The organism is Neotamlana sargassicola (assembly GCF_020523965.1).
GTDB lineage: Bacteria > Bacteroidota > Bacteroidia > Flavobacteriales > Flavobacteriaceae > Neotamlana > Neotamlana sargassicola.
In genome coordinates this window covers 1-24,849 of sequence record NZ_JAJAPX010000008.1, presented here as the reverse complement: position 1 = coordinate 24,849, position 24,849 = coordinate 1, and the positions used below count along the sequence as shown (strand labels likewise).

The following is a 24,849-nucleotide window of genomic DNA, read 5'->3' as shown; positions in this document are numbered from 1 at the left end:
CAACATCCAAGGAATTGAGATTAATAGCAAATCCACTAAATGAGTTTTTTTAGAAAATTTTTTGGTTCAAAACCTAAATCGTCAGACGTAGAAATAAAATCTGACGATCGTGGCAAATATATGCCTGAAATTAAGCTACCTATTGACGAAAAGTTTACCATAAACTTTAAAGCCAATGGTGGTAAGTTTCTGTATTGCGAGAATTTAAACGAAATATTCGATAATTTTGAAAACATTATTATTGAAAATAACTGGGCTAACGATAAAGCTTTCGTTTTAGATAAAAACCTAAGAAATAAGTTTAAAACTACAAGCTTAAAACCCACCTTAAAGCTCTCTGAAGCGACTTATTTTTTAACCACATGCGAGAATTTAATTGCCAACGATGGTTCTTTACTAATATCCTCGAAACAAATTTTCGAAAAAAAATTGCATGAATTACCATTTAACCTTATTGTATTTGCCACCACTAGCCAATTTGTTGAAAATATAGGTGAAGGTTTACGCGGCATAAAAAACAACAACAAACAAAATATACCAACCAACATAACTACTATTAAAAATTTTAAATCTGAAGAGGAAGATAAAAACTTTTTAAGTTACGGCAGTAGTTCCAAAAATTTATACCTTCTTCTTTTAGAAGATTTATAGTAATGAAAGAAACTCTCACGCGCTCACTTTCTGGTTTACTATATGTTGCCTTACTGGTTTTCTGTTTACAATACAAGCATTTACTTATTGCCTTATTTTTTATTTTTGGTTTAATTTGTTTAACCGAGTTTAAAAAACTAATTCAGTTTAAAAGTTATATCCCCTACTTTATATTTGCAGTGCTGTATGGTATATTTGGGTATTGGCAAACTATTTTAAATACTGGCTTAGGTTTAAGCGAAGCCATAAAAATCCTTACAGTATTTTCAATTTTTATTAATTTATTTTTAATACAAGATTTATTTTCGGTAAAACGAATTCCTTTATTCTTTACAAAGCGTTATTTACTAACCACTTTTTACTTATCAAGTTCTTTCGTATTTTTAGTTTTAATAGCGAACTACTTTAACAGCTATAACTCATATATTTTGTTAGGTTGTTTTATTTTAGTTTGGAGTAACGACACTTTTGCCTATTTAGTTGGTAAAAATTTTGGTCGCCAAAAACTATTCGAAAAAATATCACCTAAAAAAACGGTTGAAGGCTTTTTAGGCGGATTATTCTTTTCGTGCGTAATTAGTTATTTAATTGCTGAATTTACAAATACCTTAAATTTCACCAATTGGCTAATTTTAAGTATAATAATTAGTGTTTTTGGCACTTTTGGCGATTTAATAGAATCGAAATTTAAAAGACAAGCGCACGTAAAAGATAGTGGTGGTATTATGCCCGGTCATGGTGGTTTACTAGACCGCTTAGACAGTATTATTTTTGCAGCGCCATTTATTTATTTATTTTTAAGAATACTACATTATGTTTCATAAAGAAGGTCATAAAATAATTTTTATTACGCTAGTAACCGTTGTTGCAGCGTGTTTATTAGTTGATAGTTTTGTATCTATAAACTGGCTACGAACTTTAATTTTAATTGCTTTAGTTATTTTTTTAATATTGATTTTGCAATTTTTTAGAAACCCAAAGCGAAATACTGTATTAAACGACAAGCAAGTTGTATCGCCAGTTGATGGCAAAGTAGTTGTTATTGAAGAAGTTTTTGAAAAAGAATATTTTAACGAAAAACGCCTGCAAGTAAGTGTATTTATGTCTCCTTTAAATGTACATGTAACGCGTTACCCAATAAGCGGAAAAGTTATATTTAGCAAATACCATCCTGGAAAATATTTAGTTGCATGGCACCCAAAAGCAAGCGAAGAAAACGAGCGAACAACTGTAGTTGTTGAAAACACTACTTATGGTAAAGTTTTACATAGGCAAATTGCTGGCGCTTTAGCAAAACGTATTGTAAACTATGCTAAAGTTAACGATGCTGCCACGCAAGGCGGCGACTCTGGCTTTATTAAATTTGGTTCGAGGGTAGATTTGTTTTTACCTTTAAATACAGATATAAAAGTAAGCCTTAACCAAAAAGTTCGAGGAGGAGAAAGTATAATAGCAGCACTTAATGAATAAGCGAGACCTTGATAAAGCCTTTATTGAAGCTGTGCAACGTGTAAACGGCCACAAGGAACCATTTCCTGCCGACACTTTATTAAAACTATATGCTTATTACAAGAAGGCGACAAATGATTACAGCAGGCCAAAAAGTAAAAAAGCAATAATTAATGCCTTTAAAACAAATGCCTTATTTCAAGTTAAAAATATAACTCAAGATAAGGCAAAAGAAATTTATATCGATTTAGTAAATAACTACTTTTTATACCGTAAGTAAACTTACTTTTTTTTAAGCTCTAACTTTTCTGCGAAATAATCGCAAAAATCTTTCATCGTTGCAGTCATTTTCTCGTCTTGAGTTGCTCTGTTAAATGTATTACTCATGGCCACTAATGTTTGATGAAAAAACACTTTCATTTCGTCTACTGGCATATCTTTGGTCCATAAATCTATTCGTAAACTTTCTTGTGCTTTATGGTCCCAAACAGCTAGCATCATAGCCTTAGCCTCTTCGTTAGTAATGCCTCCATCTTGCGCTGTCCAACTTAATTTTTCTGGCACACGATTTTCATCGAGTTCTACATTAAGTTCTATTTTCGAGGTTGTATTCGCCATTATTTTCTTGGTTTAAATTTTGTGTTATTATATATATCTTCAGTATTTTTTATAAGCATCTCTTTAAAAGAAACATCATTTTGACTCATGTATGCACGCACTATTTGCCACCCAATAAATTGCCCGATTCTCCCTGGCGAACTGTTATCAACTTCTTCTAAATAAAATTTACTAAAAGGGGCATCAACAATAAAACGCCCAGGTAATTTAGAGTCTGTACTAAAAAGCAATTCGCGCTCGACAAAATACTGCCAAATATAACTTTCGTTTTCTATAGCCCAATTTAACTGATCTTCGGTATAACCAATGCGCTGTGCTTCGGTTTTAAACGGTACTACTTTATCTTTAAAATAAAGTATTTTTCCGAAGTAAATCATTTCATCTAGCAAGGTGCGATGTTGCGGATGATAAATATATTTTTGGGCATATTTTTCGGCCAAATCTACAACCAACTGCTCTTTATTAAAATTAGCCCGAATAAATTTTTGAATCCCACCATAAAACTCATGGTCGTTTCCTAAATACGTATCTAAGGACAAAACAGCAATGGTATCGGTTACAATTACTTTATTTCGGTAATCCACATCGTTAGTAGTTGTAATAACTCGTGGCGGATAAAATTCTGGAAAGTAATATTTTAAATGATTAAAAAGCGACTCTATTTCGACTTGAGACTCGTTAAAATCTCCAAAAGTTTTGTTTACTTCATAAAAAAGCTGTCGTTGTAGCGTATCATTTTTTTTTGCAAGCCAAAATGAGTCGCTAAACTTTTCGGCAAACATAAAAGGGTAAGCTTCTTTTAATTTTGGTAATTTTTCGGCATTTACATTTGCAAAATACTTATCAAAACGCTCAACATTTATTGCAGTATTAATTCTAGCAATGTTAGCTTCTAACTTATTTTCTTTTTTACAAGAAGTTACAACCATTAAAAAAAGTAGTGAAACAATTTTAATTTTAGGCTTAAAGTTAAACACCATAAATTTTTATAAATTAATTGTAAAGGTTATTTTTGTTTACAAAGGTACTATTATCATAATTAAATACACTTAATATGCAAACAGAAAAAGTTGTAGATTACATAGTAAACTGGTTAAAAGATTACGCAACAAAAGCAGGAGTTAATGGTTTTGTAATTGGAATTTCGGGAGGTATAGACTCTGCAGTAACCTCAACATTATGTGCTAAAACCGGATTACAACTTTTATGTTTAGAAATGCCTATTCATCAAGCTCCTTCGCAAGTAAGTAGAGCTTTAAACCATATTAGCTGGTTGCAAAAAAACTTTAACGATGTTCGCATGACCCAAGTTAATTTAACACCAGTTTTTGATACCCTAGTGGACAGCTTACCTCCGGTTGATAATGAGGAAGACCGTTTTATGTCTTTGGCCAACACCAGAGCTCGTTTACGCATGACATCGCTTTACTATTTTGCAGCATTAGAAAAACTTTTAGTTGCTGGAACTGGTAATAAAGTAGAAGATTTTGGTGTTGGTTTTTATACCAAATATGGTGATGGCGGTGTAGATTTAAGCCCAATTGCCGATTTACTTAAAACCGAAGTTTACGAAATTGCTAAATATTTGGGTGTTAACCAAGAAATAATTGAGGCCCAACCTACCGATGGTCTTTGGGGAGACGACCGTACCGACGAAGACCAAATTGGGGCATCGTACCCCGAACTGGAATGGGCTATGAAAATGAATGACGAAGGCAAAACCGCCGATGATTTTAAAGGTAGAGAACAAGAAGTTTTTAAAATTTACAAACGCTTTAATAATTCGAACAAACATAAAATGATTCCCATTCCTGTATGCGAAATTCCAACTTCATTTAAGTAACAAAACTTATAACCTACTTACAAAAAGAAACATTTTATCGAAATAAAACTACATTTAACCTAAACTTTTAGCCTATTAGTTAATTTTTTTTACTTTAGCCATCAGCTTAGTCTCTCACACAATTATATCTCAAATTAATTGTATAAAGCTTATATTAACTATGATAAAATTATTAATAGCAGACAGCCACCCTGTTACAAGAAAAGGGTTAGAGGTCTTGTTTACTGCAACCCAAGACATTGAGGTTGTTGGAAGTGTAGGTGATGGAGAAGCCATCATTGAATTTGTAAAAAGAAACCCTGTAGATTTGGTTTTAATGGAAACCGATTTACCAAAATTAAACGGATTAACGGTTTTACGTTATTTTAAAAAGGATTTCCCTAACATAAAAACCTTAATTTTTAGTGCGCAACCAGAAGAGGTTTACGCTTTAAATGCCATTAAAGCGGGTGCATCGGGTTTTATTTCTAAATCGGAAAACTTAATAACATTAAGCGAAGCTATTTACAAAGTTGCCGATGGCGGCATTTACTTAAGCAACGATTTAACACAGCAATTAGCTTTTGGTAATCGTGTAACTAGTAACGGTAAGGCAGCTTTTTACAAAAAACTTTCTACTAGAGAAGCAGAAGTTTTAAAATTGCTTACCATAGGAAAAAAGAACAAAGAAATATCTCAAGAATTAGATATTAACGAAAAAACTGTGAGTACTTATAAAGCTCGTTTAATGCGTAAGCTTAAAGTTACTAATTTGGTTGACTTGGTTAACCAAGCAAAACTTGCCGAGGAAGTTTTATAACACTCTATTAAGCTTTCTAGACAATAACATTTTTAGACCCGAATAGTCTTTTACTTCTTCCAGTATATTTCTATTCGTGTCTGCTTTGTTATTTATTGTTTGGGATTGAAACTCTTTTACTTTTAAATCTATTAAAAAACAACGCAAACTTAAAATGGTTTCGCTAACCAATTGCGCTACTGTTTCGGTTTTTGCCTTCGGGTAAATATTTTGCCGTTCCCAATCGTCGAGGGTATAGCGTTCATCGTCCATTAAAATGGTTGTTATTTCGCTAGCCATTGTAGTATCGACCGCATTTACAAATTGATTTAATTCGAAATTAGGATCTTGATTTAATTTCTCGATTATGGTATAATAAAGTGTTTTAAAATTGGGGTTCGTAAATTCCATTTCGTCGTCCTGTAAATCTAAAAACACTTTTTCGAACACTTTAGCTTCATGAATAACGGGCTCTAATCCTAGCTCTCCAGATTCGTTTTCTTTTAAAACTAAATCTTCAAACTCTTCGGTTTTATTTCCGTATAACAATAGTATTTCTATTATTTTTCGCTCTAACAAATATTGCACATCAACTTTTTTAACTGGTTGTTCATGCTTAATAACTTCGAAAGCTTTTTGTTCTTTTTTTAATTGTTTATCGGCTTCCTGTATGTCTTTCTTATTCATTTGAGCAAGCGTACTAAAAAGCACTTGTTCACTAATATCCATGATATTTGAACATTCGCGAATATAAATTTCCCTTTTTATAGTATCAGGAATTTTAGAAATAGAGGTTATAATATCGCGAACGGTATCGGCCTTTTTTATAGGATCGTTTTTTGACTCTTCGAATAAAACTGAAGCTTTAAATTGAATAAAATCTTTGGCGTTTTCATTAAGATAAAGCGCTAACTCATCAAATGTATTTTGTTTGGCAAAACTATCTGGATCTTCACCTTCTGGAAAGGTACACACCTTAACATTCATGCCTTGTTCGAGAATTAAATCGATACCACGAAGCGAAGCACGCATTCCTGCCGCGTCGCCATCAAAAAGCACTGTAATATTTTTGGTTAACCTGTTTATTAATCTAATTTGTTCACTGGTTAAAGCGGTTCCAGACGATGACACCACGTTTTTTATTCCAGTTTGGTGAAATTGAATTACATCGGTATACCCTTCAACTAAATAACAATTATCTTCTTTTGCAATGGTTTGCTTAGCATGATAAATGCCGTAAAGTACTTTACTTTTATGGTAAATATCGCTTTCGGGCGAATTTAGGTATTTGGCTGCTTTTTTATCGTTAACCAAAATACGTCCGCCAAAGCCTAAAACGCGCCCACTCATACTTTTTATGGGGAACATAACGCGACCTTTAAAGCGATCGAATCGCTTATCATCTTTTACAATGGTTAACCCTGTTTTTTCGAGAAAATCGATATTGTAACCTTGTTTTAAAGCTTCGTCGGTAAAAGCTTGCCATTCATTTGGCGAATATCCTAAATCGAAAGTTTTTATAGTTTCTGGTGTAAAACCACGCTCCTTAAAATAACTCAGGCCTATTGCTTTTCCTTGATCGGTTTTATGTAATATTTTTTGAAAATAGCTGTTTGCAAATTCGCTTACCAAGTATAAACTTTCGCGCTCGTTTGCTTTTTCTTTTTGCTCGTTGCTTTGCTCGGTTTCTTCAATTTCTATATTATATTTTTTAGCTAAATATTTTATAGCTTCGGGATATGTAAAATGTTCGTGTTCCATTAAAAATGCCACGACATTGCCTCCTTTTCCGCTAGAAAAATCTTTCCAAATTTGCTTTACTGGCGACACCATAAAACTTGGTGAACGTTCGTCGCTAAACGGGCTTAAGCCTTTAAAATTACTTCCCGCTTTTTTTAGCTGTACGAAATCGCCAATAACCTCCTCTACTCTTGCGGTTTCGAATACTTGATCTATGGAACTTGGTGATATCAATTTAAAACATTTAGAGTGTAAAATTACGTATTAACTATCGATTTTAGAAATATAAAAAATTGTTGTATTTTTATTACAAAACCTATTTATGCAAGCTCTTCCTTTAGTTACTTTAAAACGTCAATATCACAGAAAGGCGCACCAAATTATTATAAATTTTAAATTCGACAAAACCTTAATTCAACTTTTACGACAAAAAACAGAGGCTAAATGGAGTAAGACTCACCGCGCCTGGTATTTGCAGAATAATCCTGAAAATTTAAAAACCATTTTTACAATTTTTAAAGGTTTTGCTTCTGTTAACGCCGATGATATTTTCAATAAAAAGTTACCCGAAAAAAAGTTTCCGAAGAAAAGAATTAGACAATTAAATGATGCTAATCGCAAATTATTAAACAATTTTTATAAATACTTAAAAGGAAAACGTTATAGCGATAGTACTGTGAATACGTATTCGCAATTGGTAGCCGATTTTGTTGAATTTTATAATAATGAAGCTATTGAAACTTTAAATAACCGAAGTGTTGAACATTATATTGAAACTATTTACGTAAAACGGAATTATGCTATTAACACACAACGCCAATTTATTAGTGCTATGAAGCTGTTTGTTGTGTTTTACCAAAACTCGCAGATTAACGATTTGGAATTGCAACGACCTAAAAAGGCAAGAATATTGCCCAATGTTTTGTCGTATGTTGAAGTTATTAGATTGTTACAGGTTACTAAAAATTTAAAGCACCGAATGGTTATTGCTTTAATTTACTCGTCGGGTTTACGTATAAGTGAACTTATTAATTTAAAGGTTGCCGATTTAGAAATTGATAGACGCCAAATTTTTATTAAGAATGCCAAAGGAAAAAAGGATAGATATGTAAGTTTAGCCGAAAGTGTTTTACCACTTTTAAAAAATTATTTAATGACTTACGAGCCTAAAAATTATTTAATTGAAGGACAAAATGGCTTAGCTTATTCGGATAGTAGTATTAGAAAATTTTTAAAACAATCTTGTAAGTTAGCCAATATAAAGAAACTTGTTTCGCCGCACACTTTGCGACATAGTTACGCTACGCATTTACTTGAACAAGGTGTAAATTTAAGACATATACAAGAACTTTTAGGCCATGCAAGACCAGAAACGACAATGGTTTACACCCATGTAGCCCGAAAGGATTTATTGGATATACAAAGCCCTTTAGATAAAGTTGTAAGCCAATTAAAGCATGTTGATAAAGCGGAAGACAAATTCCTATTATCCCGTTAGGATTGATGGATATTTTGTTATATTTACCTTGATATAACTAGTTAGCAAACATTTAACCGATTCTATGAGTAGAAAGATTGAGTTTCCGAAGATTGATGAACGCACTCAAAAGGTTGTTGACCGAATGAGTGGTATGGATAAAAAAGAAGAACACGAAACATTATTACCGCTAAATGTAGTAGTGGTAAATGAGTTGAGAAAAGATATTGAAAGGAACAATAAGACTCAAAATTATTACAACATAGTAATACTTGTAATAACTTTGTTAAGTTTTTTAATAATGGCTATTGAATTTTTTAGCGACGACGAAGAACAATTAAAATTTGAATCGTCAAAAACAGAATATGAAGCCAAAAAGCCAACGTTAATCGATACGGTTGACCATTCTCATCTAAAGCACAACGAGGAGTTACAAAAACCACAAAACGAAGAAAAAGACTCTTTAAAGTAGACATAATAATTTTAAATTTTAGTTAATAATGAAAAGTGGATATTATTCAATTAATGGAAAAGGAAAATACATCTATTCTGAAAAAACAAAACAAGACAAAAACGGAATGGTTAAAGTTATTAATTCTCATACAAGCAAATCTGAGTTAGTTAAATTTAGTGAGCTTCGTCCTTGGTCGAATCCTGCAAAAGTAACTGTGATACGAAATCGATAAACTTGTTTCCAGTATGACTTTCATACATTTCAACAAGGTTTTGAGTTTCCTCTAATTGTTTAATGTAACTTAAATCAATAGCACCCATTACAATAAACTTTTCAGAAAGTTGTTTTTGAGCTTCGTCTGATTGTGACATAATAATAATTTTAAATTTTAGTTAATAATGAAAATAACAGTAAAAGATTTAATCGAAAGATTACAAAAAGAAGATGAAACACTACCAGTTTACTTTGGTGGTTTAGATTTTTACCGAGTTAGACAAGTTGGTGAACACGTTCATATTGAATTTAATCAGACAGTTTATCAAGATGATTCAGGACTCGTGGTGGTTGAAAACCATTAAGAACAGATGTAATCCAAACTTGCATGCATTCTTTTGACTCAGGGCGGTATTGTTCTTTTACTTTACCGTCTTTGTATCTTGATAAACTATATCTACCATCTTTAATTTCTATTCTAATTTCTTGATTTTCGAGGTCAGACTGTGCCATAATAAAAACGATTTGCTAACAAAGTATATAATTAATAAGGACTACAATGTTATAATTAATTTCAGTTTATTTGTTTTATTCCGTAATACAATACAATTAGCTTATATTTAACCCTTACTAATCATATACGTATTCCGTTGTGCGTCATTTAAGAAAAACCGTGAAATACAAGAAAATTAGAGGTTTAAAAAGAAAGGTTGCGAAAATTCAAAATTGGATTGAGGAATACTTGGAATTGGATATTGAACAGTTATCTAAACACAAATATCGCTATTCAAAAGTGTATGTACAACCTTGGGATAATCTGACATTAACTAAAAGTGAAATTCCTGAACCAAAAGGAAAAGCAAAAAAAGAGATAATAAACGGACTTGAAAAAATTTATGATAGTTGGAAAAAAGAATTGGACAAAATAAACCAACCTTATTATCTGAAAATATGGTTAAATGAACCTCGATTATCTAAATCCCAAGTTGTTTGTGCACTTGGAGAAAGAATTGAACATTATGAAAACCTATTTACAGAAGCCGATTTTAAACAAAATGATTCCTCGTTCACTAAACAAATGAGTTCTGACTTTAAATGGGAACCAAAACTTGATGAATGTCATTATTGGAAAAATGATTTATTGTGGCCAATTGACCAATATGACAAAATAGAAAATGCATATTCCGACAGAAGGCTTTTAAAAAAATTAGAAAATGCAGATATTAAAAAAGAAAAAACCACTTATTCAGACGGAACAGAAGACACTATTTTCTTCGTCCCTGTTGGGAAAATTTGGATTGGAGAAAAATAAAAACGAACGCACAACAATGTATAACCGCAATTACGGCGGATTCGACTACGTCCGAATCCACTCGGAATTGCTAACGTCAGTGTTAAACCGAAAAATTTACGTACTTTAACCCGTAACTGACGGTTATACGAGACCGTTACCACACATTTGAGAAATGACAAACTTTGAAAAAGCCGATATTGAACCGTTAGATTTTATCATTGCAAAATGCTTGGAAACTAATTGGCCTGTTACTGCTGAACCTCTTATAAAAAAAGGATTTATAAAACTTACAGATAACCAAGGGTACGGAACTTTAATTACTGATTTTGAAGTTCGTAAAAGGTTCGTTAGATATTTATACATATTAGATTCATATGGTGTTTGTGAATGTAATTTTAATGAAGATTCTGAATCAGCTCGTGCTAATAATAAAACTGAGCATTTCCAAAAACAAGGCGGATTTAAAAAAGAATATAAAGAATTACGTAAAAACAAAAGACCATTAACAACATACCAAATAATATATTTACCAATATTCATTGCTTTTGGTTTAATTGGAGCATATAAAACATTCTTTCCTGCTGTTTCAAAATCTGAACACGAGACTTTAAAATCTGATTTTCAAACTCTAAAGACGCAATACGATTCCATTGTAAAACTGAAAAAAAAACCCACGCTAGAAAAGTTAAATGACACATTATAGGCCAAAAGTTTTGTCTATTTAAAAAGTTATTGATTTTCATAATATTTTAGTTAAATTTTAATCTGATTAATAAAAACGTGTGGTAACACCGTGTATAGTTCATTGCGGCTGATTTTCCTATCGGAAAATCATTGCTATTTTACTATATTTGGTTTACGGCGGAAAAACCTCGCGGCTTTTCTCGCAACGAAACCATACACAATTCCGTTGGCAAACATTTAGGAAAAACTGTATCATAAGAAAATGAAGAACTATTTAATAATCGTTTCAATCATCTTTTTCTGTAATCTGAATTACGGACAAGTTGCAGTCATAAAAGATGTTGATGGATTCACTAACGTTCGAAAACTTCCTAAAATTGACTCTGAAGTCATTTACAAACTCAAAGATTATGAAGTATTTAGTTATCAAGAAAACGAAACAGAAACGGATTGGATAACTGTCAACATTTCAAAAAACAAATATCAAATGGAATGCGGAGAAGATGATACTTTTACGGGTTATATTCATAAAAGTCGTTTATGTCCAATTGAGGATTTGAATAAATACAACGGAACTGAATTTTCATTTGAGTATAAGTTAAAGGAATTTAGTCTGGAAAATAAAATTTCAGATTTTGACGGAAAATGGTTGACTAAAATTAATGGACGTAGAATTTACGGAACTGACGGAAATATTCCTAAAACAGAAGTTGTCGGAATTGAAACCTCAATAAATGGAAAATCCATTGAGATTCCGACTATTTTTTACGAGGATATTTTTGATTGCGACAATGATTTTGAAATTAATAAAAACAAAGGTGATTATATAGTTCATCAATGGAATAGCGATGGAGCTGGCGGATATTTAATTGTTTGGGTTTTAGGAAACGAGAAATTAAAACAACGACTGATATTAATACCATAAATAAAAAACGATTTGCCAACAATGTATAACCGCAATTACGGCGGATTCGACTACGTCCGAATCCACTCGGAATTGCTAACGTCTGTGATAAACCGAAAATCATTAACTTTAATCCCGTAACTGACGGTTATACGAGAACGTTAGCTAAAATACGAAACAAAAATCAGCGAGTTTATAATAAGTTCCTTTCTATTAAGAGATTTATTGTAGTTCCGAGAATTAAAGTCATCTGATGAAATTGTTGAAATTTTGACTCAAAACAAAAAATTGATACCGATAAAATGGATTGAAAATCTTTGCGGATAAAAATTCAAAAAGAAAATTAGAACTTGGCGGACTTGAAATCACTCGGATGGAAAAAAGCAAACGGATAAATTGTTGCGGATAAAAATTTCTCAGCACTACTCTATTTATAAATCTTTACGGACAAAAAGTAAAACTTAAATTCGCTTTCAAAATATTAATTTGAATTTAGCGGACTGAAAAGCTCAAAAACGATAAAGTGGAATCGAAAATCCAAACGGAAAAAGTACTTTAGCTAACAATGTATAACTTCAATTGCTCCGTATTTGTGTCCTGCGGACACAGACGCTGGCGCGTCAAAGTCAGTTCTTTTTATTATCTTTAGTTCCAAAATCACGCAACTGAAAGTTATACGAGACCGTTGCCAAACATTTGAAATCACTCATACGCTGATATGAATCCAAAAAATAAAGAGCTTGCAGAAAAAGTAATTGACTTATTTAAAAAGTCTGATAAGTCAAAACTTATTCCACATAAAGACCTTTTACATATTTTGCCAGATAATAACATAGCTGAAAAAGTTATATATTCTTTAGAAAAAGACTACGGACTCATAGAACGTTGTGGAAAAGAAGCTTTTAGATTAAATGACAAAGGATGGAAGTTTACAACATTCGACCAGTTGGAAAAAGATTCTAGAAAAACACCTTTGACTCTATACCAGAAAATATATTTATTTTTCTTCATTCCTGTGTCTATTTTAGCTTTATCAAATAGATTTTTTCCCTCTGTTCCAAAATCTGATTTTCAAGAATTAAGTCGTGGTTTTGATTCTCTAAATATTGAATTCGATTCTGTGAAAAAACAAATAGAATTATTGACAAAGCAAAACCTAAATGACTCATCACAAACCAAAAGTTATCTCGATGTAAAAATTGATTGAATTTCATAATATTTTGAATTTTAAAAATTAATAATCTGAATTAAAAACGGTTGGCAACAACGTGTATAATTAATTGCTTTTTAAGTGCTTACTTACGAAAATTCCTGCGGAATTTTCTCGGGTTCGTAAAAGTTTGCTAACTTAGTTGCTTAACCACGCAACTAACCATACACACGCACGTTGGGCACAATATCCGAACAGAACGCAAATGAAAGAAAATAAAGATAGAGTGATAATCGCAAGTGACGTAGATGAACGTGACGGAATCGGAGTTGAAATCTATCGAAATGACGAATTGATTGCGGAAATTTTCAGAGACGACACAAAGAAAACCTGAACAATCCGAGTTTTTAAAGAAAATATTTCACTTGAATTAATGGAAGAATGTATTTCAACTTTTAAAAAGGAAATTCCTTGGGACTTTATTGATTACCCAGAAACAGAGAATGAAAAAAATTAACCGAGAAATAGAATCGTATTTATTTGATGGAGAGAATGGAGAATTTAGAGCTATTCCTTTCCATGAACTTTCTATTGACGAATCTGTAATTTATCAGAATCAAGAGCCTAAATATTTAATTGATTTTAATTACAGAGAGTCCTCGTTTGTAAAGCAAATTAAAAAAGCAATGGAACAAGGTGTTGACCTTGAAGAAATCATTAATGGATATGGAATTTATCTTGGTTTAGATTGGACCACGAAGCATAATATAGTAAGTAATGAAATTCACAATTCGCAACAAACAGAAAAAGTTGAATTAGAAAGAATTGAATCCTTCGGAGATGTTGCCAATGAGTTGATTTTTATTGCAACTGACAACTACAATAAATCTGACTTCATAAACGAAAATGAATTGTTGGATAAATTTAGGATTCAGGACAAAAATGGTTTTTATAGTTTGGAATCAATGGTTATTGACCGAAAAGAAAATATTGGAAAACTGTTAGAGTTTCTATTTCAAAGAAAAACGGCATTAACCGAAATTCAGCTATCAGAAAACATTTCAATTTTCGACTTGAGCAGTTTAATCGGAAAAAGTATTGACTTAAATCAACTTGAAAATGATTACCAAAAATGGATTAAAATTTCGGGTCGGAATAACACTATGGATGAATACGGAACGCTACTCGGATTGATTGGCTTTCTTGAACGGAATTCTGGTAAAAAACAACTGATTTTAAGAGTTGAAAATAAAATACTGTGCCCAACAACGTATAAAAATAATGGCGGAATTTCTGCCAATACAAAAGATAATAACAATAATAAACTTTGGTCTAAACTGAAAAGTCTGTGGTCTTAAAACCGCCACTATTCTTATACAAGACCGTTGTAAATCATAGCACTCACTCAAACGGCGGAAAATTCCGAATTTTAAATACTTCTGATTTCTGAAAAAATTAAAACTCTGAATTATTACGCTGAGAAAACCACTCAAACTTTGAATTTAAAAAACTTTACGCGGAATCTCACTCGAACGGAATTGAGCCAGTTTGCGGAATTTTAAAACGTGGAATCAACAAATATTGCGCGGAATATCACTCTTGCGGTTTGAAAATTGTTGCGGAAAAATCCTGAATCGAAATTTACTCAAACGCGGAACTTCAATCAAGCGGAATAACAAATCTGAAAATGCTACAATTTACAACACCGTATAAGTTTAATTGCTTCTGATTTTCCTACGGAAAATCCTCGCATTTTTATTATCTTAGTTCCTTAATCTGAAAATCCTTGCGGATTTCCAGCGCAACTAAGCTTATACAAATACGTTAGGCAACATTTTGAAAGAAACTTTGTGTCTTAAATTTAAATTCCATATTTTTGGACAAAAATCGTCCTAAAACAATTGTCGAAAAATATGGTATCAACGTTCGGAGAATATATTAAGCAAAGAAGAAGTGAATTAGGTTTTCCATTGAGAAAAGTAGCTTCACATCTTGATATTGACACATCCACACTCGGAAAAATAGAGCGTGAAGAAAGACGCTTATCACCCGAATTGGTTGAACTTCTAGCTGAAATTCTTGAAACTGAGAAAAGTGAACTTTTAAATCATTATTATTCATCAAAAGTAATTGAAGAATTAAATGAATATCCGCAATACAAGGATGTTTTAAATATTGTTAAAGAACATATGGATTTGTATGTTTCCAATCAAACCCGACTTTCATTTCAAAAAAAATGGACTGAAAAAGAATTTGAAAATCCAAAAGCTAAAACCCGAATTGCAACCTTATTTTCGGGAATTGGAGCAATAGAATATGCGTTTAAACGCTGCAAATTAAATACTGAAATTATATTTGCGAGTGATAATGACAAATTTGTAAAGGAAAGCTATTTTGCAAATTATGATATGGACGAAGAAAGATGGTATAATGATGTACGAGATATAAAAGCTAAAAAATATAAAGGTCAAATTGACCTTTTAGTTGGCGGTAGTCCGTGTCAATCCTTTTCAATGGTTGGTAAACGAAAAGGTTTAAAAGATACTCGTGGAACACTATTTTACGAGTTTGCAAGAATTGTCAAGGAAAGCCAGCCTAAAGTATTCATTTTTGAGAATGTAAAAGGCTTAATAAACCACGATAAAGGAAACACTTTTGAGACAATAAAAGCAACTTTTGATGAATTAGGGTACAAATATTTCTATCAAGTGATGAATGCCAAAGATTATGGAATGGCTCAACATAGAGAAAGAATATTTGTAGTAGGTTTCAAGGACAAATCGATTGATTTTGAATTTCCCGAGCCAATAAAGCTCGAACATAAAATGCAAGATTTTCTCGAAGATTATATCGACAGTAAATATTATCTAAAAGAAAAAGGTGTAAAATTCGTAACCAGTTCAAAAAACAGAAAAAAACGATATACTCAAATAAACGGTGATGTTGCTATTTGCCAAAAAGCTAATCAACAATTCAATTGGCACGGAGATTTTATTTTTGAGAGCCAAGAAAACCAAGAATTTGATGAATTCATCTTTGACGTAAACGAGGTTGAAGAAAAATATTATTTATCTGAAAAGACTACAAAATATGTGCTTTCAGAAGGAACAAAGAATTTCAAAACAAAAATTAAAACTGACCTTGAAGTTGCAAGACCTCTTTTGCAATCAATGCATAAAATGCATCGTGCTGGTGTGGATAATTATGTAACTCATAATAAAGGTAGGATTAGAAAATTAACACCTAAAGAGTGTTTACGATTAATGGGCTTTCGTGATGATTTCAAACAAGTAGTAAGCGATACTCAAATGTACCGTCAAGCTGGAAACAGTATTGTGGTTGATGTTTTAATCGCACTTTTAAAACAAATGGATATAACAAAATTTTCGAGCATAAATGAAGATACAGCTATTGAACGAGCCGTTTAAGGTTCTTGACACAAAGGAAAAAATAACGATAGCGGATTCTTTCGTTGTTAGACAAAATAAAATTGGAGGAGGAAATGGCGAAGCCAAACTTTACATAGGACAAGAAAACCAAGAAACAAGAGATTTTTTTGGCATCTATGGTTTTGGAATAAAATGTTTTTTGCTAAAAAAAGACTTACTAAAGTATTTAGAAGAGACTAAACAAGAATACCTAAATCCGGAGCAACCCTATTTAAATCGCGAAATACTTCCTAACCTTTGGAACGAAAGACTTAAAAAAGTAAGTGAATTACCTGAACGTATCGAATTTGAAGTTACTGAACAAACTCAAATAGATGGACCAAGAATTTATATCAAGTCTAATGACAAAGCGTATAAATTAATCCGAGAACTTTCTTTACCAAACATAACATACATTTCAGCAGTTAAACTGCTGGATGATAATGGTAAAGTATATTATTATTTCCGACTATTTGCAGATTATTTTGGGAACGTTGAACATCCTTATACAATTGAAAAAGAGCAACAAGAAATTGATGAACTTGAAAATACAGAAGAGAAAAAAGTATTATCAAGAGCTCGTATTGGTCAAGGAAAATATCGAGAGGAACTTTTAAAATTATGTCCTTTCTGCCCAATAACTTTAGTATCTGATGATAGAATGTTAATTGCAAGTCATATCAAACCTTGGGCAAAGTCAAGCGATTTTGAAAAAACTGACCCATTAAATGGATTTATGTTATCACCAACCTTCGACTTTATGTTTGACAGAGGTTTCCTCTCTTTTACTGACGACAAGAAAAGTATTCTGTCACCTTTCTTATCGAAAATGACATACTCAAAATTGGGAATTAGTGATGGAAAAACATTTAGCCATCTGCCAGTTGATGGTCGAAAAGAATATTTAGAATATCATCGAACTGAATTACTGAAAAGATAAAAAACGTTGCCTAACAATGTATAAAAATAATAGCTGTTTAATCGCTAAAACGAAACAAAGGAATTACAAAAAAGGTCTGTATTTAACCGAAAAGTAAGTGTATAAAGAACCGCTACTATTCTTATACGAGACCGTTGCAAGTCATAGCACTCACTCATACGGCGGATAATTCTGAATTTAAAAACATTTGATTTCTAACAAATTAAAACTCTGAATTGTCACGCGGAGAAATTCACTCAAACTCTGAATCTGACCAATATTACGCTGACTTTTACTCTTGCGGAATTGAGCAAGGTTGCGAATTTTTAAAACGCTGACTAAAAATATTATGCAGATTTTCACTCTTGCGGATTAACAACACTTTGCGGACGAAAAATAGCTGAATTTACTCAAACTCGGAATTTAACTCAAGTGGAAAACATAACTCTGAAAAAACTACAACTTACAACAACGTATAAAAAACATTGCTTATATTTAGTTCTAAATTGAAACGTGTTGCTCTTTTGCTTTCGTCCGATTTTCCTTCGGAAAATCGCCGCGCTCAAAATAGCAACGTTTCTTATACAAACACGTTGTAACACATTAGAAGCAAAAACTGTGGAAGAATTTCAAATAAGATACAATAAGACATCTGAATTAATTGAAAAAGTAGTAGATATGTATTATAACGGAAATTCTTGCGCTTGTGAATATCCGAGATTTATACAAATTGTTGGAATTAATTGTGTTGACTACGGAAAATCCTTTAAGACGTGGGAAACAACATTATTAATTGATAAAGCAAAAAAACATTTTGAAACTGAAACTCTGGAAAACGGACCTGAATGTTCAAATGAAAAGTGGACTTGCAAAAAGTGTAAATCTGAATATAATTATGGTTGGTCGGATTTTAGCATCGCAGTGGAAAGAGAAGTATTATTACCAATAAAGATAAAGGCAACAGAAAAAGGAAAAAAAACTATTAAACCGATTCCTCTTTACGCAGGACTTTATGGACATAGTTATCCTTCAAAAAAGGAAATTGAAAGCGTTACATTTGACAGTTTTGAAAAATATATAATGGAAAAATAACGTGTTACAACAATGTATAACCGCAATTACGGCGGATTCGACTACGTCCGAATCCACTCGGAATTGCTAACGTCTGTACTAAACCGAAAAATTTGCGTACTTTAACCCGTAACTGACGGTTATACTAGACCGTTGTGCCTAATTTGAAGAACCAAAATGAAAGCTGAATTAATAATCGAAATTATACTTTTATTTATAGCAGTATATCTTGCTTTTTTTAAAAGTTATCTGACTGAAAAAGGGAAAAGTGCAGCTTTAAAAGAGGACTTACAAGACCTAACACGAGAAGTTGAATCCGTAAAAAACGAGTTTGTAAAAGAACAAGAAATGATGAAAACGGATTTACAACGGATTTTGGACAATGAAATTTCCTATCGAAGTGAAGAAAGAGACGCAATCATTAAATTTCACGGAATTGTTAATCAATGGCTTTATTCAATTTTAGAAGTAAGTTTAGGTAATTATGATAAAACCAATATTGCTGAATTAGTAAATATTAGAAACACCAATTCTTCTTATTATGCAAAAACTGGAATCGCAAAATCAAAAATCACTCTTTTAGTAGAGGATAGTAAACTTACAATAGCTGCTAATGATTTATACCTGTCAGTTATGAAGTTTCACTATTGGGCTGATGAAGTTTTTCTAAAATATCAACATAATTGCGAAAAACAAAAATCTTTAACAGATAGGTTTATCATCATTATGAAAAATTATGAAGAGAACAAAGAATTAGCTAAAGCAATGGCAGATGATGAACAAAATTTAAAAGCTGAACAGAGGAAAATCTATGAAGATTATATAAAAACTGATAGAAATAAAGAACTCGAAAAAACACAACCATATAAAAGTGATTTTGAGAATTTAGCAAAAGAATATTTAAAAAATTAAAAAACTAGGCACAACAATGTATAAAAATAATTGCGGTTATGTGCCTAATCAAAGGTAGTTGCAAGTTTACTACGTCTGATTTTCCTTCGGAAAATCCTCGCACGTAAACCCGCAACTATTCTTATACGAGACCGTTAGCAAACAGTTGAAAAAACAAATCCACATATTAATTTTAAGTCTGATTTCGACTTTTGCATTTGGACAAACCGAAAAAGAATCCTTTTGGAATCCTTATATCGAGTCTGACCGAATTGAAATTGGATTAAAACATTACGACAGTCTAAATTTTGAAAAAGCTTACCGAATTTGGACAGATTATCAGGTTGTGGAACTGATTAAAATAACTGACTCAACTTATAACGGAACTTTGACAAATTTCGTGACAGAAAATAAAAGAAAGAATAATTCAGAGATTATTTATCAAAAAATAAAAATTCCAAACATAATTGTTGAGAAATTAATCAACTCTCTAAATGCGGAAAATATTGAGACGTTAAAAGATTGTGCAGAAATTGAAAACTATCCTAAAGGATTTGACGGAAAGACATATGTTTTTGAAGTCGGAAATGGAAAAACAAGACGTGTCTACTCATATTGGGAACCTGAAAACGAAAGATATCAAGACCCAGAAATGTCTGAAATAAAAAACGTTCGAAACATATTAAAGTTAATTAACAACGAATTTAACTTGTGGAAATATTTTAAAGATTTTAGAGACAGATTACCAAAAGGAAGTTATTCTTATGGAATGATAAATATGATTAAAACATAAAAAACCGATTTGCTAACATCGTACATAATTTATTGCTAGTTCTAGCCTACTTACGAAAATCCTTGCGGATTTTCTATTCGGTTTTTATTTGCTAACTTTAGTGCTTAAACAACGCAACAAACCATATACAAACACGTTGTGGGTAATTTGAGAAAACCGAAATGAAAGAATCAAAAAGACTGAATTTTTTAAAATCATTTCTCAAGCTTTACGGAGTTGAGAGAATTAAATTGACAAACGAAACGGTCGACTCAATAAACGGAATTGCAATTTATGACGAAAATGACCCAGAAGAACGACAGGAATTTATTTGGCATAAATCTGAAATGGAAATTCCCTCACCTGAATTGAATATTCTGATTGAAAAAATTGTGGCGGAAAAATGGCATAACGGAGACAAAATTTCGGAACATATTGAGGAACTGGAATTTGAGGAGTTTGACAATTCGACTAAAGAAAAAATCTTGAATGAATTGTTTGACATCCAAATTAGAATGGTTGACGACGGAGAAGAAACGGACTCATATTGGGTGCATTACTAATTGAAAATCGGAATATGAAAAATAAAAAACTACCCACAACAATGTATAACCGCAATTACGGCGGATTCGACTACGTCCGAATCCACTCGGAATTGCTAACGTCTGTGCTAAACCGCAACATTTGCGTACTTTAACCCGTAAACTGACGGTTATACGAGTACGTTGCCAAACATATGAACAAAAAACATTTTTTTATAATACTAATAATTGCTTTTTCAAGTATTTACAGTTTTGCACAACCTGAAGATGCAACTATCTATTTCAAAGATGGTGATTCCATTCCAGGATATGCATTTATTAAGCACAATGAAATAAATTTCAGAGTTTCAATGGAAAGTGAAGATGACTTTTGGGATTATGAAATGGTAGACAAAGTTGAATTTGAGACATTTTTCGGACCTAAAATATACAAGTATATCAAGCTTAATGAATTTGACAAACCTGTTCTTTTAGAGCTTGTTACAGAAGGAGAAATATCTATGTACAGACAAAGAAGTACTTCGTGGATATTAGATTCTGACTTCCCACAAAATAATTTTCCTAATAACCGTCAAGTGACTAAAGTAACTAACTTTTTGATTAGAAAAAATGACGACTATCCATCTTGTTTGAACTGTGGAATTATCAATAAATGGAAAAAGCGAACTATGGACTTTGTAATTGACTGCTCTTCATTGGTAAAGAAAATTAAAACAAACGAATTGAGAGAAATTCACTTACAAGAAATTGTTGAATACTATAATGACTTTTGTACGGATTATTAAAAAATACGTTTGGCAACAACGTGTATAATTCATTGCTTCTGATTTTCCTTTCGGAAAATCCTCGCGCTGAATTATCACCTTTTATTTTTTACTAAATTAGTTGCTGAAACACGCAACGAAATCATACACAAAACCGTTGGCAACAAGCTGAAAAACCAAACTAAAAAGTGAATTTCATTTTAACTACCTACATATATCCAATAGACAAAGAAATTCCAATTTCAAGTAGATTTAGTTTTTACCTTGATAACCCAAGAACTGAGGAAGAAATACAACTGGTTACTAGCTATCTGGAAAAATCAATGAATAGTCCAGCTGAATTTTACCAAGATGGTTGGAATGCGAACTTACCAATTCATATAACAGAGGAAACAAAGGACTATGTTTCCGTTGAAAGTACATTACAAAATTTTGAAGAAAACTATTCAAAGGTTGATAAATATGTAGAACAATTTTTCAAGAACAATAAGGGCAAAAGCATACTTGAAAAGATTGCAAGAATGTGGATAGTTGGGAGATTTGATGACGAAGGGCATTTTGAGAGTATGAAAATTACAAATAAAGAAATGCAAGAAAGAGGAGAACGAGGCTTTATTATGTTAGATAAAGGTAATCCTGTCGTTGACAACTCAAATAAACTTACTAATTTTTCTCATTTAATATCACTTTTACTTCATACAGAAGGAACAGATTATTTTGGAAAATCATTTTTTCTGCACCAAGAACATTTATCATTACAAGAACTAAAAATTGATAGATTCTTAAATCAAACTATCTTAACGTTTGCATTTAAATCGCATACATCCGAAATTCATCACGAACAAGAGAGATGGTTATCAATTCCACATATAAAGGAGGATTTAATAAGATTAAGTAATGAATTAGATTCTATCATAGATGAATCCAATGAAGATAAAATTCTATTTGTATCTAATCTACTAAAAATTGCAAGGGAAGAAATCAAGGATTCAAGGTATAAACTTGTGACTTTGATAAGTATAATTGAACTACTATTAACCCATAGTCCAAATTACCAAAGGTTTAATGTTGAAGATTCAATTAGTAAACAGTTTAAATTAAAGACAAGTATTTTAGTATATCAGAACAATAAGGAAATTGATTTAGGTTGGTTAAAAAATAGATTACGAGACATCTATAATCAAAGGTCAAATATTGCACACGGAAATTTCAAAGAATTAGAAAAGTATTTAGAAAAAGAAGTTAAAAAATTAGACCCAAAAGAAAATACACTCAACTGGTCAAATGAAGTTCTTAAAGATACAATACTAGACAGTTTAATAAGTGATGTTTATTCTTTTATCAGAGCCATTATGGAGGAATATATCAAGGATAGAAAAATGGTTGAGTATTTAAAAGAAAACTAAAAGCCAGTTGCCAACACGGTGTATAAAACATAGCTCGTAAGTTCTTAATCGAAAGGTTAGTGTATATTTAGAAAGTCCGCCAAATTTTTAATTTGGCTTTTAAAAAATGATAAATTAAAACAAAATATAAAAATTCGGCTCTGTGTTAACCCGAAAATTTAGTGTCTTTTTGCACGCTACGTTTCATACACTAGACCGTTGTAAGCTATATAAGAACCAAAATCAGAAGAATTGAAAGAAAACCTTAAAAAGAGAATGAAAGTATTAGAGTATTCTCTAACTTTAGAATTCGTAGCTAGTTGTTCTTTAGGATATTTATTAGATATTGATATACTTGACCTAGATAAATCAAAATCATTAGGAAATAGTTCTAGTGCATTAAGTTTTAGTCAAAAAATTAATTTACTTCTTGACAATAAATCTATTTCAAAGGATGATAAATTGAAACTAGAAGCATTTATGAATGTTAGAAATCAATTTATACATAATAAAAAAGCTAATTCATACACGAAAGCATTTGGGATGATTTCAGGTCTTATTAATAGAATGAAAAAAACTTTCCCTGATAATTTTATTGATTCAGAATTAGAAAACTCTTTAGAGATTTGTGTTAAAAACTTATATTCAGACAGTTTAGATGTGTTAACTGATTTTAAAGGTGGGAGAGAAAAGAAAATGACAATTCAAGTGCAAAGAGATGTTTATATGAAAAGATATAAAATCTTCCAAAGAGTTACAAAACAGAAAATTGATGAGTTTTATAAATATCTTAATGATTTTAAATCTAAGAAAATTGATAAAGAAGAAATATTACCAAAATTAGATTTACTTAAATATGAGATAATTCTTCAAACCAATATTGATTATGAAAAGGAGGAATAAACAGCTTACAACAATGTGCATAAAAAATTGCTAAAGAGAAAATATAGAATGTTTCTAAAACAAAATAAACTTAAATTTAACAGGCTGAAAATTGCAGTTTTAAAACCGCAACTTTTCATGCACTAACCCGTTGTAGCCAATTAAAACAAAATCAATATGAAATTTTATCTGACAATTACAATTACTCTTTTAATCTCGACATTAGGATTTTCTCAAACTTCTGAAACTGACTCAATTTATAAAGCTAAAATAAAAAAATTGGATTTTATGGTTGGCAACTGGAAAGGAACTGGTTGGAGGATGGAACGAAATGGAAAATCAGAATTTGAACAAACAAATAGAATTGAATTTAAATTAGACTCAACTGCTGTTCTTATTGAGGGAAAAGGAATATCGAAAGGGAAAATTGTCCACAATGCACTTTCAATATTAACGTATGATAAAACTAATGACAATTATATATTTCGCTCATATTTACCAAACGGAATGAATGCAGAGTTTAAAGCTGAAATTATCGAGAACAAACTATACTGGTATACAAATGATAATATACGATTTAGAATATGGCAAAATGAGAAAGGACAATGGTATGAAACTGGTGAATATAAGAGAGAAAACTCTTGGATTCAGTTTTTCGAAATGACACTTAATAGAGAACAATAACTGGCTACAACAATGTATAGCCGCAATTACGGCGGATTCGACTACGTCCGAATCCACTCGGAATTGCTAACGTCAGTGCTAAACCGAAAAACAGTAACTTTAAACCCGCAACTGACGGTTATACTAGACCGTTGTGTGTAATTTGAGAAATGAGACAAACGATGACCAAAAGTGATAAAAATTTAAGGATTCTGAACAAGTTAATTGTGAACGGATTCTATAATGGATATATCGGAACTGAAAAGTTTGAATTAAT

Annotated in this window: 28 protein-coding genes; 24 read left to right on the top strand and 4 right to left on the bottom strand. The window is 31.5% G+C overall.

The window, feature by feature from the left end:
• Window positions 1–39: 39 nt before the first annotated feature.
• Genes LG651_RS15430 through LG651_RS15415 form a run of 4 tightly spaced genes read left to right on the top strand, consistent with a single transcriptional unit; the run spans window position 40 to window position 2,380 of the window.
• Complete coding sequence (locus tag LG651_RS15430; RefSeq protein ID WP_226697008.1) at window positions 40–651, top strand: LUD domain-containing protein; 612 nt, start codon at window positions 40–42, stop codon at window positions 649–651.
• Window positions 652–653: 2 nt separating this feature from the next.
• Window positions 654–1,475, top strand: a complete 822-nt coding sequence (locus tag LG651_RS15425; protein WP_226697007.1) for a phosphatidate cytidylyltransferase — start codon at window positions 654–656, stop codon at window positions 1,473–1,475.
• On the top strand, window positions 1,465–2,121 hold the full coding sequence (locus LG651_RS15420) for a phosphatidylserine decarboxylase family protein (RefSeq protein ID WP_226697006.1): 657 nt from the start codon (window positions 1,465–1,467) through the stop codon (window positions 2,119–2,121). The genes LG651_RS15425 and LG651_RS15420 overlap by 11 nt, the downstream gene beginning before the upstream one ends.
• A complete protein-coding gene (locus LG651_RS15415) occupies window positions 2,114–2,380 on the top strand; it encodes an acyl-CoA-binding protein (protein WP_226697005.1) in 267 nt (88 codons plus the stop codon). The genes LG651_RS15420 and LG651_RS15415 overlap by 8 nt, the downstream gene beginning before the upstream one ends.
• Window positions 2,381–2,382: 2 nt before the next feature.
• Here LG651_RS15415 and gldC read toward each other — a convergent pair whose 3' ends face one another.
• Both gldC and gldB read right to left on the bottom strand, forming a co-directional pair.
• Window positions 2,383–2,718 carry a gliding motility protein GldC gene (gldC, locus tag LG651_RS15410; RefSeq protein ID WP_226697004.1) on the bottom strand — a complete coding sequence of 112 codons (336 nt, stop codon included), beginning with the start codon at window positions 2,716–2,718 and terminating at the stop codon, window positions 2,383–2,385.
• Window positions 2,718–3,698, bottom strand: a complete 981-nt coding sequence (gldB, locus tag LG651_RS15405; protein ID WP_226697003.1) for a gliding motility lipoprotein GldB — start codon at window positions 3,696–3,698, stop codon at window positions 2,718–2,720. The genes gldC and gldB overlap by 1 nt, the downstream gene beginning before the upstream one ends.
• A gap of 74 nt (window positions 3,699–3,772) precedes the next feature.
• Between gldB and nadE the strand changes: the two genes are divergently transcribed.
• Complete coding sequence (gene nadE / locus LG651_RS15400) at window positions 3,773–4,561, top strand: NAD(+) synthase (RefSeq protein ID WP_226697002.1); 789 nt, start codon at window positions 3,773–3,775, stop codon at window positions 4,559–4,561.
• A 160-nt stretch (window positions 4,562–4,721) separates the two neighbouring features.
• A complete protein-coding gene (locus tag LG651_RS15395) occupies window positions 4,722–5,360 on the top strand; it encodes a response regulator transcription factor (protein WP_226697001.1) in 639 nt (212 codons plus the stop codon).
• Here LG651_RS15395 and dnaG read toward each other — a convergent pair.
• Window positions 5,355–7,313, bottom strand: coding sequence for a DNA primase (dnaG, locus tag LG651_RS15390; RefSeq protein ID WP_226697000.1), 1,959 nt, complete (start codon window positions 7,311–7,313; stop codon window positions 5,355–5,357). The two genes, LG651_RS15395 and dnaG, sit on opposite strands and share 6 nt — an antisense overlap.
• Window positions 7,314–7,401: 88 nt before the next feature.
• On the opposite strand from dnaG, the gene LG651_RS15385 reads away from it, so the two are divergent.
• Window positions 7,402–8,577, top strand: coding sequence for a tyrosine-type recombinase/integrase (locus LG651_RS15385; protein WP_226696999.1), 1,176 nt, complete (start codon window positions 7,402–7,404; stop codon window positions 8,575–8,577).
• Between the two features lie 64 nt (window positions 8,578–8,641).
• On the top strand, window positions 8,642–9,028 hold the full coding sequence (locus LG651_RS15380; protein ID WP_226696998.1) for a hypothetical protein: 387 nt from the start codon (window positions 8,642–8,644) through the stop codon (window positions 9,026–9,028).
• Between the two features lie 155 nt (window positions 9,029–9,183).
• On the opposite strand, the gene LG651_RS15375 is transcribed toward LG651_RS15380, so the two are convergent.
• Window positions 9,184–9,381, bottom strand: coding sequence for a hypothetical protein (locus LG651_RS15375; protein ID WP_226696997.1), 198 nt, complete (start codon window positions 9,379–9,381; stop codon window positions 9,184–9,186).
• A 27-nt stretch (window positions 9,382–9,408) separates the two neighbouring features.
• On the opposite strand from LG651_RS15375, the gene LG651_RS15370 reads away from it, so the two are divergent.
• The 16 genes from LG651_RS15370 (at window position 9,409) to LG651_RS15295 (ending at window position 24,593) form a co-directional block, all read left to right on the top strand.
• Window positions 9,409–9,588, top strand: coding sequence for a hypothetical protein (locus LG651_RS15370; protein WP_226696996.1), 180 nt, complete (start codon window positions 9,409–9,411; stop codon window positions 9,586–9,588).
• A gap of 308 nt (window positions 9,589–9,896) precedes the next feature.
• On the top strand, window positions 9,897–10,535 hold the full coding sequence (locus LG651_RS15365) for a hypothetical protein (protein ID WP_226696995.1): 639 nt from the start codon (window positions 9,897–9,899) through the stop codon (window positions 10,533–10,535).
• 154 nt (window positions 10,536–10,689) lie between these two features.
• A complete protein-coding gene (locus tag LG651_RS15360; protein WP_226696994.1) occupies window positions 10,690–11,220 on the top strand; it encodes a hypothetical protein in 531 nt (176 codons plus the stop codon).
• 243 nt (window positions 11,221–11,463) lie between these two features.
• Window positions 11,464–12,126 (top strand): hypothetical protein, encoded by a 663-nt coding sequence (locus LG651_RS15355; protein WP_226696993.1) that lies wholly within the window; start codon window positions 11,464–11,466, stop codon window positions 12,124–12,126.
• A 697-nt stretch (window positions 12,127–12,823) separates the two neighbouring features.
• Window positions 12,824–13,312, top strand: coding sequence for a hypothetical protein (locus LG651_RS15350; protein ID WP_226696992.1), 489 nt, complete (start codon window positions 12,824–12,826; stop codon window positions 13,310–13,312).
• Between the two features lie 446 nt (window positions 13,313–13,758).
• Window positions 13,759–14,613 carry a hypothetical protein gene (locus LG651_RS15345; protein ID WP_226696991.1) on the top strand — a complete coding sequence of 285 codons (855 nt, stop codon included), beginning with the start codon at window positions 13,759–13,761 and terminating at the stop codon, window positions 14,611–14,613.
• Window positions 14,614–15,168: 555 nt separating this feature from the next.
• Window positions 15,169–16,683, top strand: a complete 1,515-nt coding sequence (gene dcm, locus LG651_RS15340; protein WP_226696990.1) for a DNA (cytosine-5-)-methyltransferase — start codon at window positions 15,169–15,171, stop codon at window positions 16,681–16,683.
• Window positions 16,652–17,623 (top strand): HNH endonuclease, encoded by a 972-nt coding sequence (locus tag LG651_RS15335; RefSeq protein WP_226696989.1) that lies wholly within the window; start codon window positions 16,652–16,654, stop codon window positions 17,621–17,623. The genes dcm and LG651_RS15335 overlap by 32 nt, the downstream gene beginning before the upstream one ends.
• A gap of 597 nt (window positions 17,624–18,220) precedes the next feature.
• Window positions 18,221–18,694 carry a hypothetical protein gene (locus tag LG651_RS15330; RefSeq protein WP_226696988.1) on the top strand — a complete coding sequence of 158 codons (474 nt, stop codon included), beginning with the start codon at window positions 18,221–18,223 and terminating at the stop codon, window positions 18,692–18,694.
• Between the two features lie 156 nt (window positions 18,695–18,850).
• The gene (locus tag LG651_RS15325; RefSeq protein ID WP_226696987.1) at window positions 18,851–19,585 is read left to right on the top strand and encodes a hypothetical protein; all 735 of its coding nucleotides are present in this window, start codon (window positions 18,851–18,853) and stop codon (window positions 19,583–19,585) included.
• Window positions 19,586–19,730: 145 nt separating this feature from the next.
• A complete protein-coding gene (locus LG651_RS15320; RefSeq protein ID WP_226696986.1) occupies window positions 19,731–20,357 on the top strand; it encodes a hypothetical protein in 627 nt (208 codons plus the stop codon).
• A 161-nt stretch (window positions 20,358–20,518) separates the two neighbouring features.
• Window positions 20,519–20,899 (top strand): hypothetical protein, encoded by a 381-nt coding sequence (locus LG651_RS15315; RefSeq protein ID WP_226696985.1) that lies wholly within the window; start codon window positions 20,519–20,521, stop codon window positions 20,897–20,899.
• 173 nt (window positions 20,900–21,072) lie between these two features.
• Entirely contained in the window at window positions 21,073–21,663 is a 591-nt protein-coding gene (locus LG651_RS15310; RefSeq protein WP_226696984.1) for a hypothetical protein, read from the top strand.
• A 167-nt stretch (window positions 21,664–21,830) separates the two neighbouring features.
• Window positions 21,831–23,048: a hypothetical protein gene (locus LG651_RS15305; RefSeq protein WP_226696983.1), complete on the top strand. Its 1,218-nt coding sequence runs from the start codon at window positions 21,831–21,833 to the stop codon at window positions 23,046–23,048.
• A 231-nt stretch (window positions 23,049–23,279) separates the two neighbouring features.
• Window positions 23,280–23,930 carry a hypothetical protein gene (locus tag LG651_RS15300; RefSeq protein WP_226696982.1) on the top strand — a complete coding sequence of 217 codons (651 nt, stop codon included), beginning with the start codon at window positions 23,280–23,282 and terminating at the stop codon, window positions 23,928–23,930.
• Between the two features lie 156 nt (window positions 23,931–24,086).
• The gene (locus LG651_RS15295) at window positions 24,087–24,593 is read left to right on the top strand and encodes a hypothetical protein (RefSeq protein WP_226696981.1); all 507 of its coding nucleotides are present in this window, start codon (window positions 24,087–24,089) and stop codon (window positions 24,591–24,593) included.
• Window positions 24,594–24,849 lie beyond the last annotated feature (256 nt).

Coding starts and splice junctions, on each gene's coding strand:
- LG651_RS15425 (WP_226697007.1), top strand. CDS start 654: ATGAAAGAAACTCTCACGCGCTCACTTTCTGGTTTACTATATGTTGCC.
- LG651_RS15380 (WP_226696998.1), top strand. CDS start 8,642: ATGAGTAGAAAGATTGAGTTTCCGAAGATTGATGAACGCACTCAAAAG.
- LG651_RS15325 (WP_226696987.1), top strand. CDS start 18,851: ATGAAAGCTGAATTAATAATCGAAATTATACTTTTATTTATAGCAGTA.
- LG651_RS15385 (WP_226696999.1), top strand. CDS start 7,402: ATGCAAGCTCTTCCTTTAGTTACTTTAAAACGTCAATATCACAGAAAG.
- LG651_RS15370 (WP_226696996.1), top strand. CDS start 9,409: ATGAAAATAACAGTAAAAGATTTAATCGAAAGATTACAAAAAGAAGAT.
- LG651_RS15345 (WP_226696991.1), top strand. CDS start 13,759: ATGAAAAAAATTAACCGAGAAATAGAATCGTATTTATTTGATGGAGAG.
- LG651_RS15355 (WP_226696993.1), top strand. CDS start 11,464: ATGAAGAACTATTTAATAATCGTTTCAATCATCTTTTTCTGTAATCTG.
- LG651_RS15350 (WP_226696992.1), top strand. CDS start 12,824: ATGAATCCAAAAAATAAAGAGCTTGCAGAAAAAGTAATTGACTTATTT.
- LG651_RS15360 (WP_226696994.1), top strand. CDS start 10,690: ATGACAAACTTTGAAAAAGCCGATATTGAACCGTTAGATTTTATCATT.
- LG651_RS15395 (WP_226697001.1), top strand. CDS start 4,722: ATGATAAAATTATTAATAGCAGACAGCCACCCTGTTACAAGAAAAGGG.
- LG651_RS15430 (WP_226697008.1), top strand. CDS start 40: ATGAGTTTTTTTAGAAAATTTTTTGGTTCAAAACCTAAATCGTCAGAC.
- gldC (WP_226697004.1), bottom strand. CDS start 2,718: ATGGCGAATACAACCTCGAAAATAGAACTTAATGTAGAACTCGATGAA.
- dcm (WP_226696990.1), top strand. CDS start 15,169: ATGGTATCAACGTTCGGAGAATATATTAAGCAAAGAAGAAGTGAATTA.
- LG651_RS15415 (WP_226697005.1), top strand. CDS start 2,114: ATGAATAAGCGAGACCTTGATAAAGCCTTTATTGAAGCTGTGCAACGT.
- nadE (WP_226697002.1), top strand. CDS start 3,773: ATGCAAACAGAAAAAGTTGTAGATTACATAGTAAACTGGTTAAAAGAT.
- LG651_RS15315 (WP_226696985.1), top strand. CDS start 20,519: ATGAAAGAATCAAAAAGACTGAATTTTTTAAAATCATTTCTCAAGCTT.
- LG651_RS15335 (WP_226696989.1), top strand. CDS start 16,652: ATGAAGATACAGCTATTGAACGAGCCGTTTAAGGTTCTTGACACAAAG.
- gldB (WP_226697003.1), bottom strand. CDS start 3,698: ATGGTGTTTAACTTTAAGCCTAAAATTAAAATTGTTTCACTACTTTTT.
- LG651_RS15420 (WP_226697006.1), top strand. CDS start 1,465: ATGTTTCATAAAGAAGGTCATAAAATAATTTTTATTACGCTAGTAACC.
- LG651_RS15295 (WP_226696981.1), top strand. CDS start 24,087: ATGAAATTTTATCTGACAATTACAATTACTCTTTTAATCTCGACATTA.
- LG651_RS15375 (WP_226696997.1), bottom strand. CDS start 9,381: ATGTCACAATCAGACGAAGCTCAAAAACAACTTTCTGAAAAGTTTATT.
- LG651_RS15310 (WP_226696984.1), top strand. CDS start 21,073: ATGAACAAAAAACATTTTTTTATAATACTAATAATTGCTTTTTCAAGT.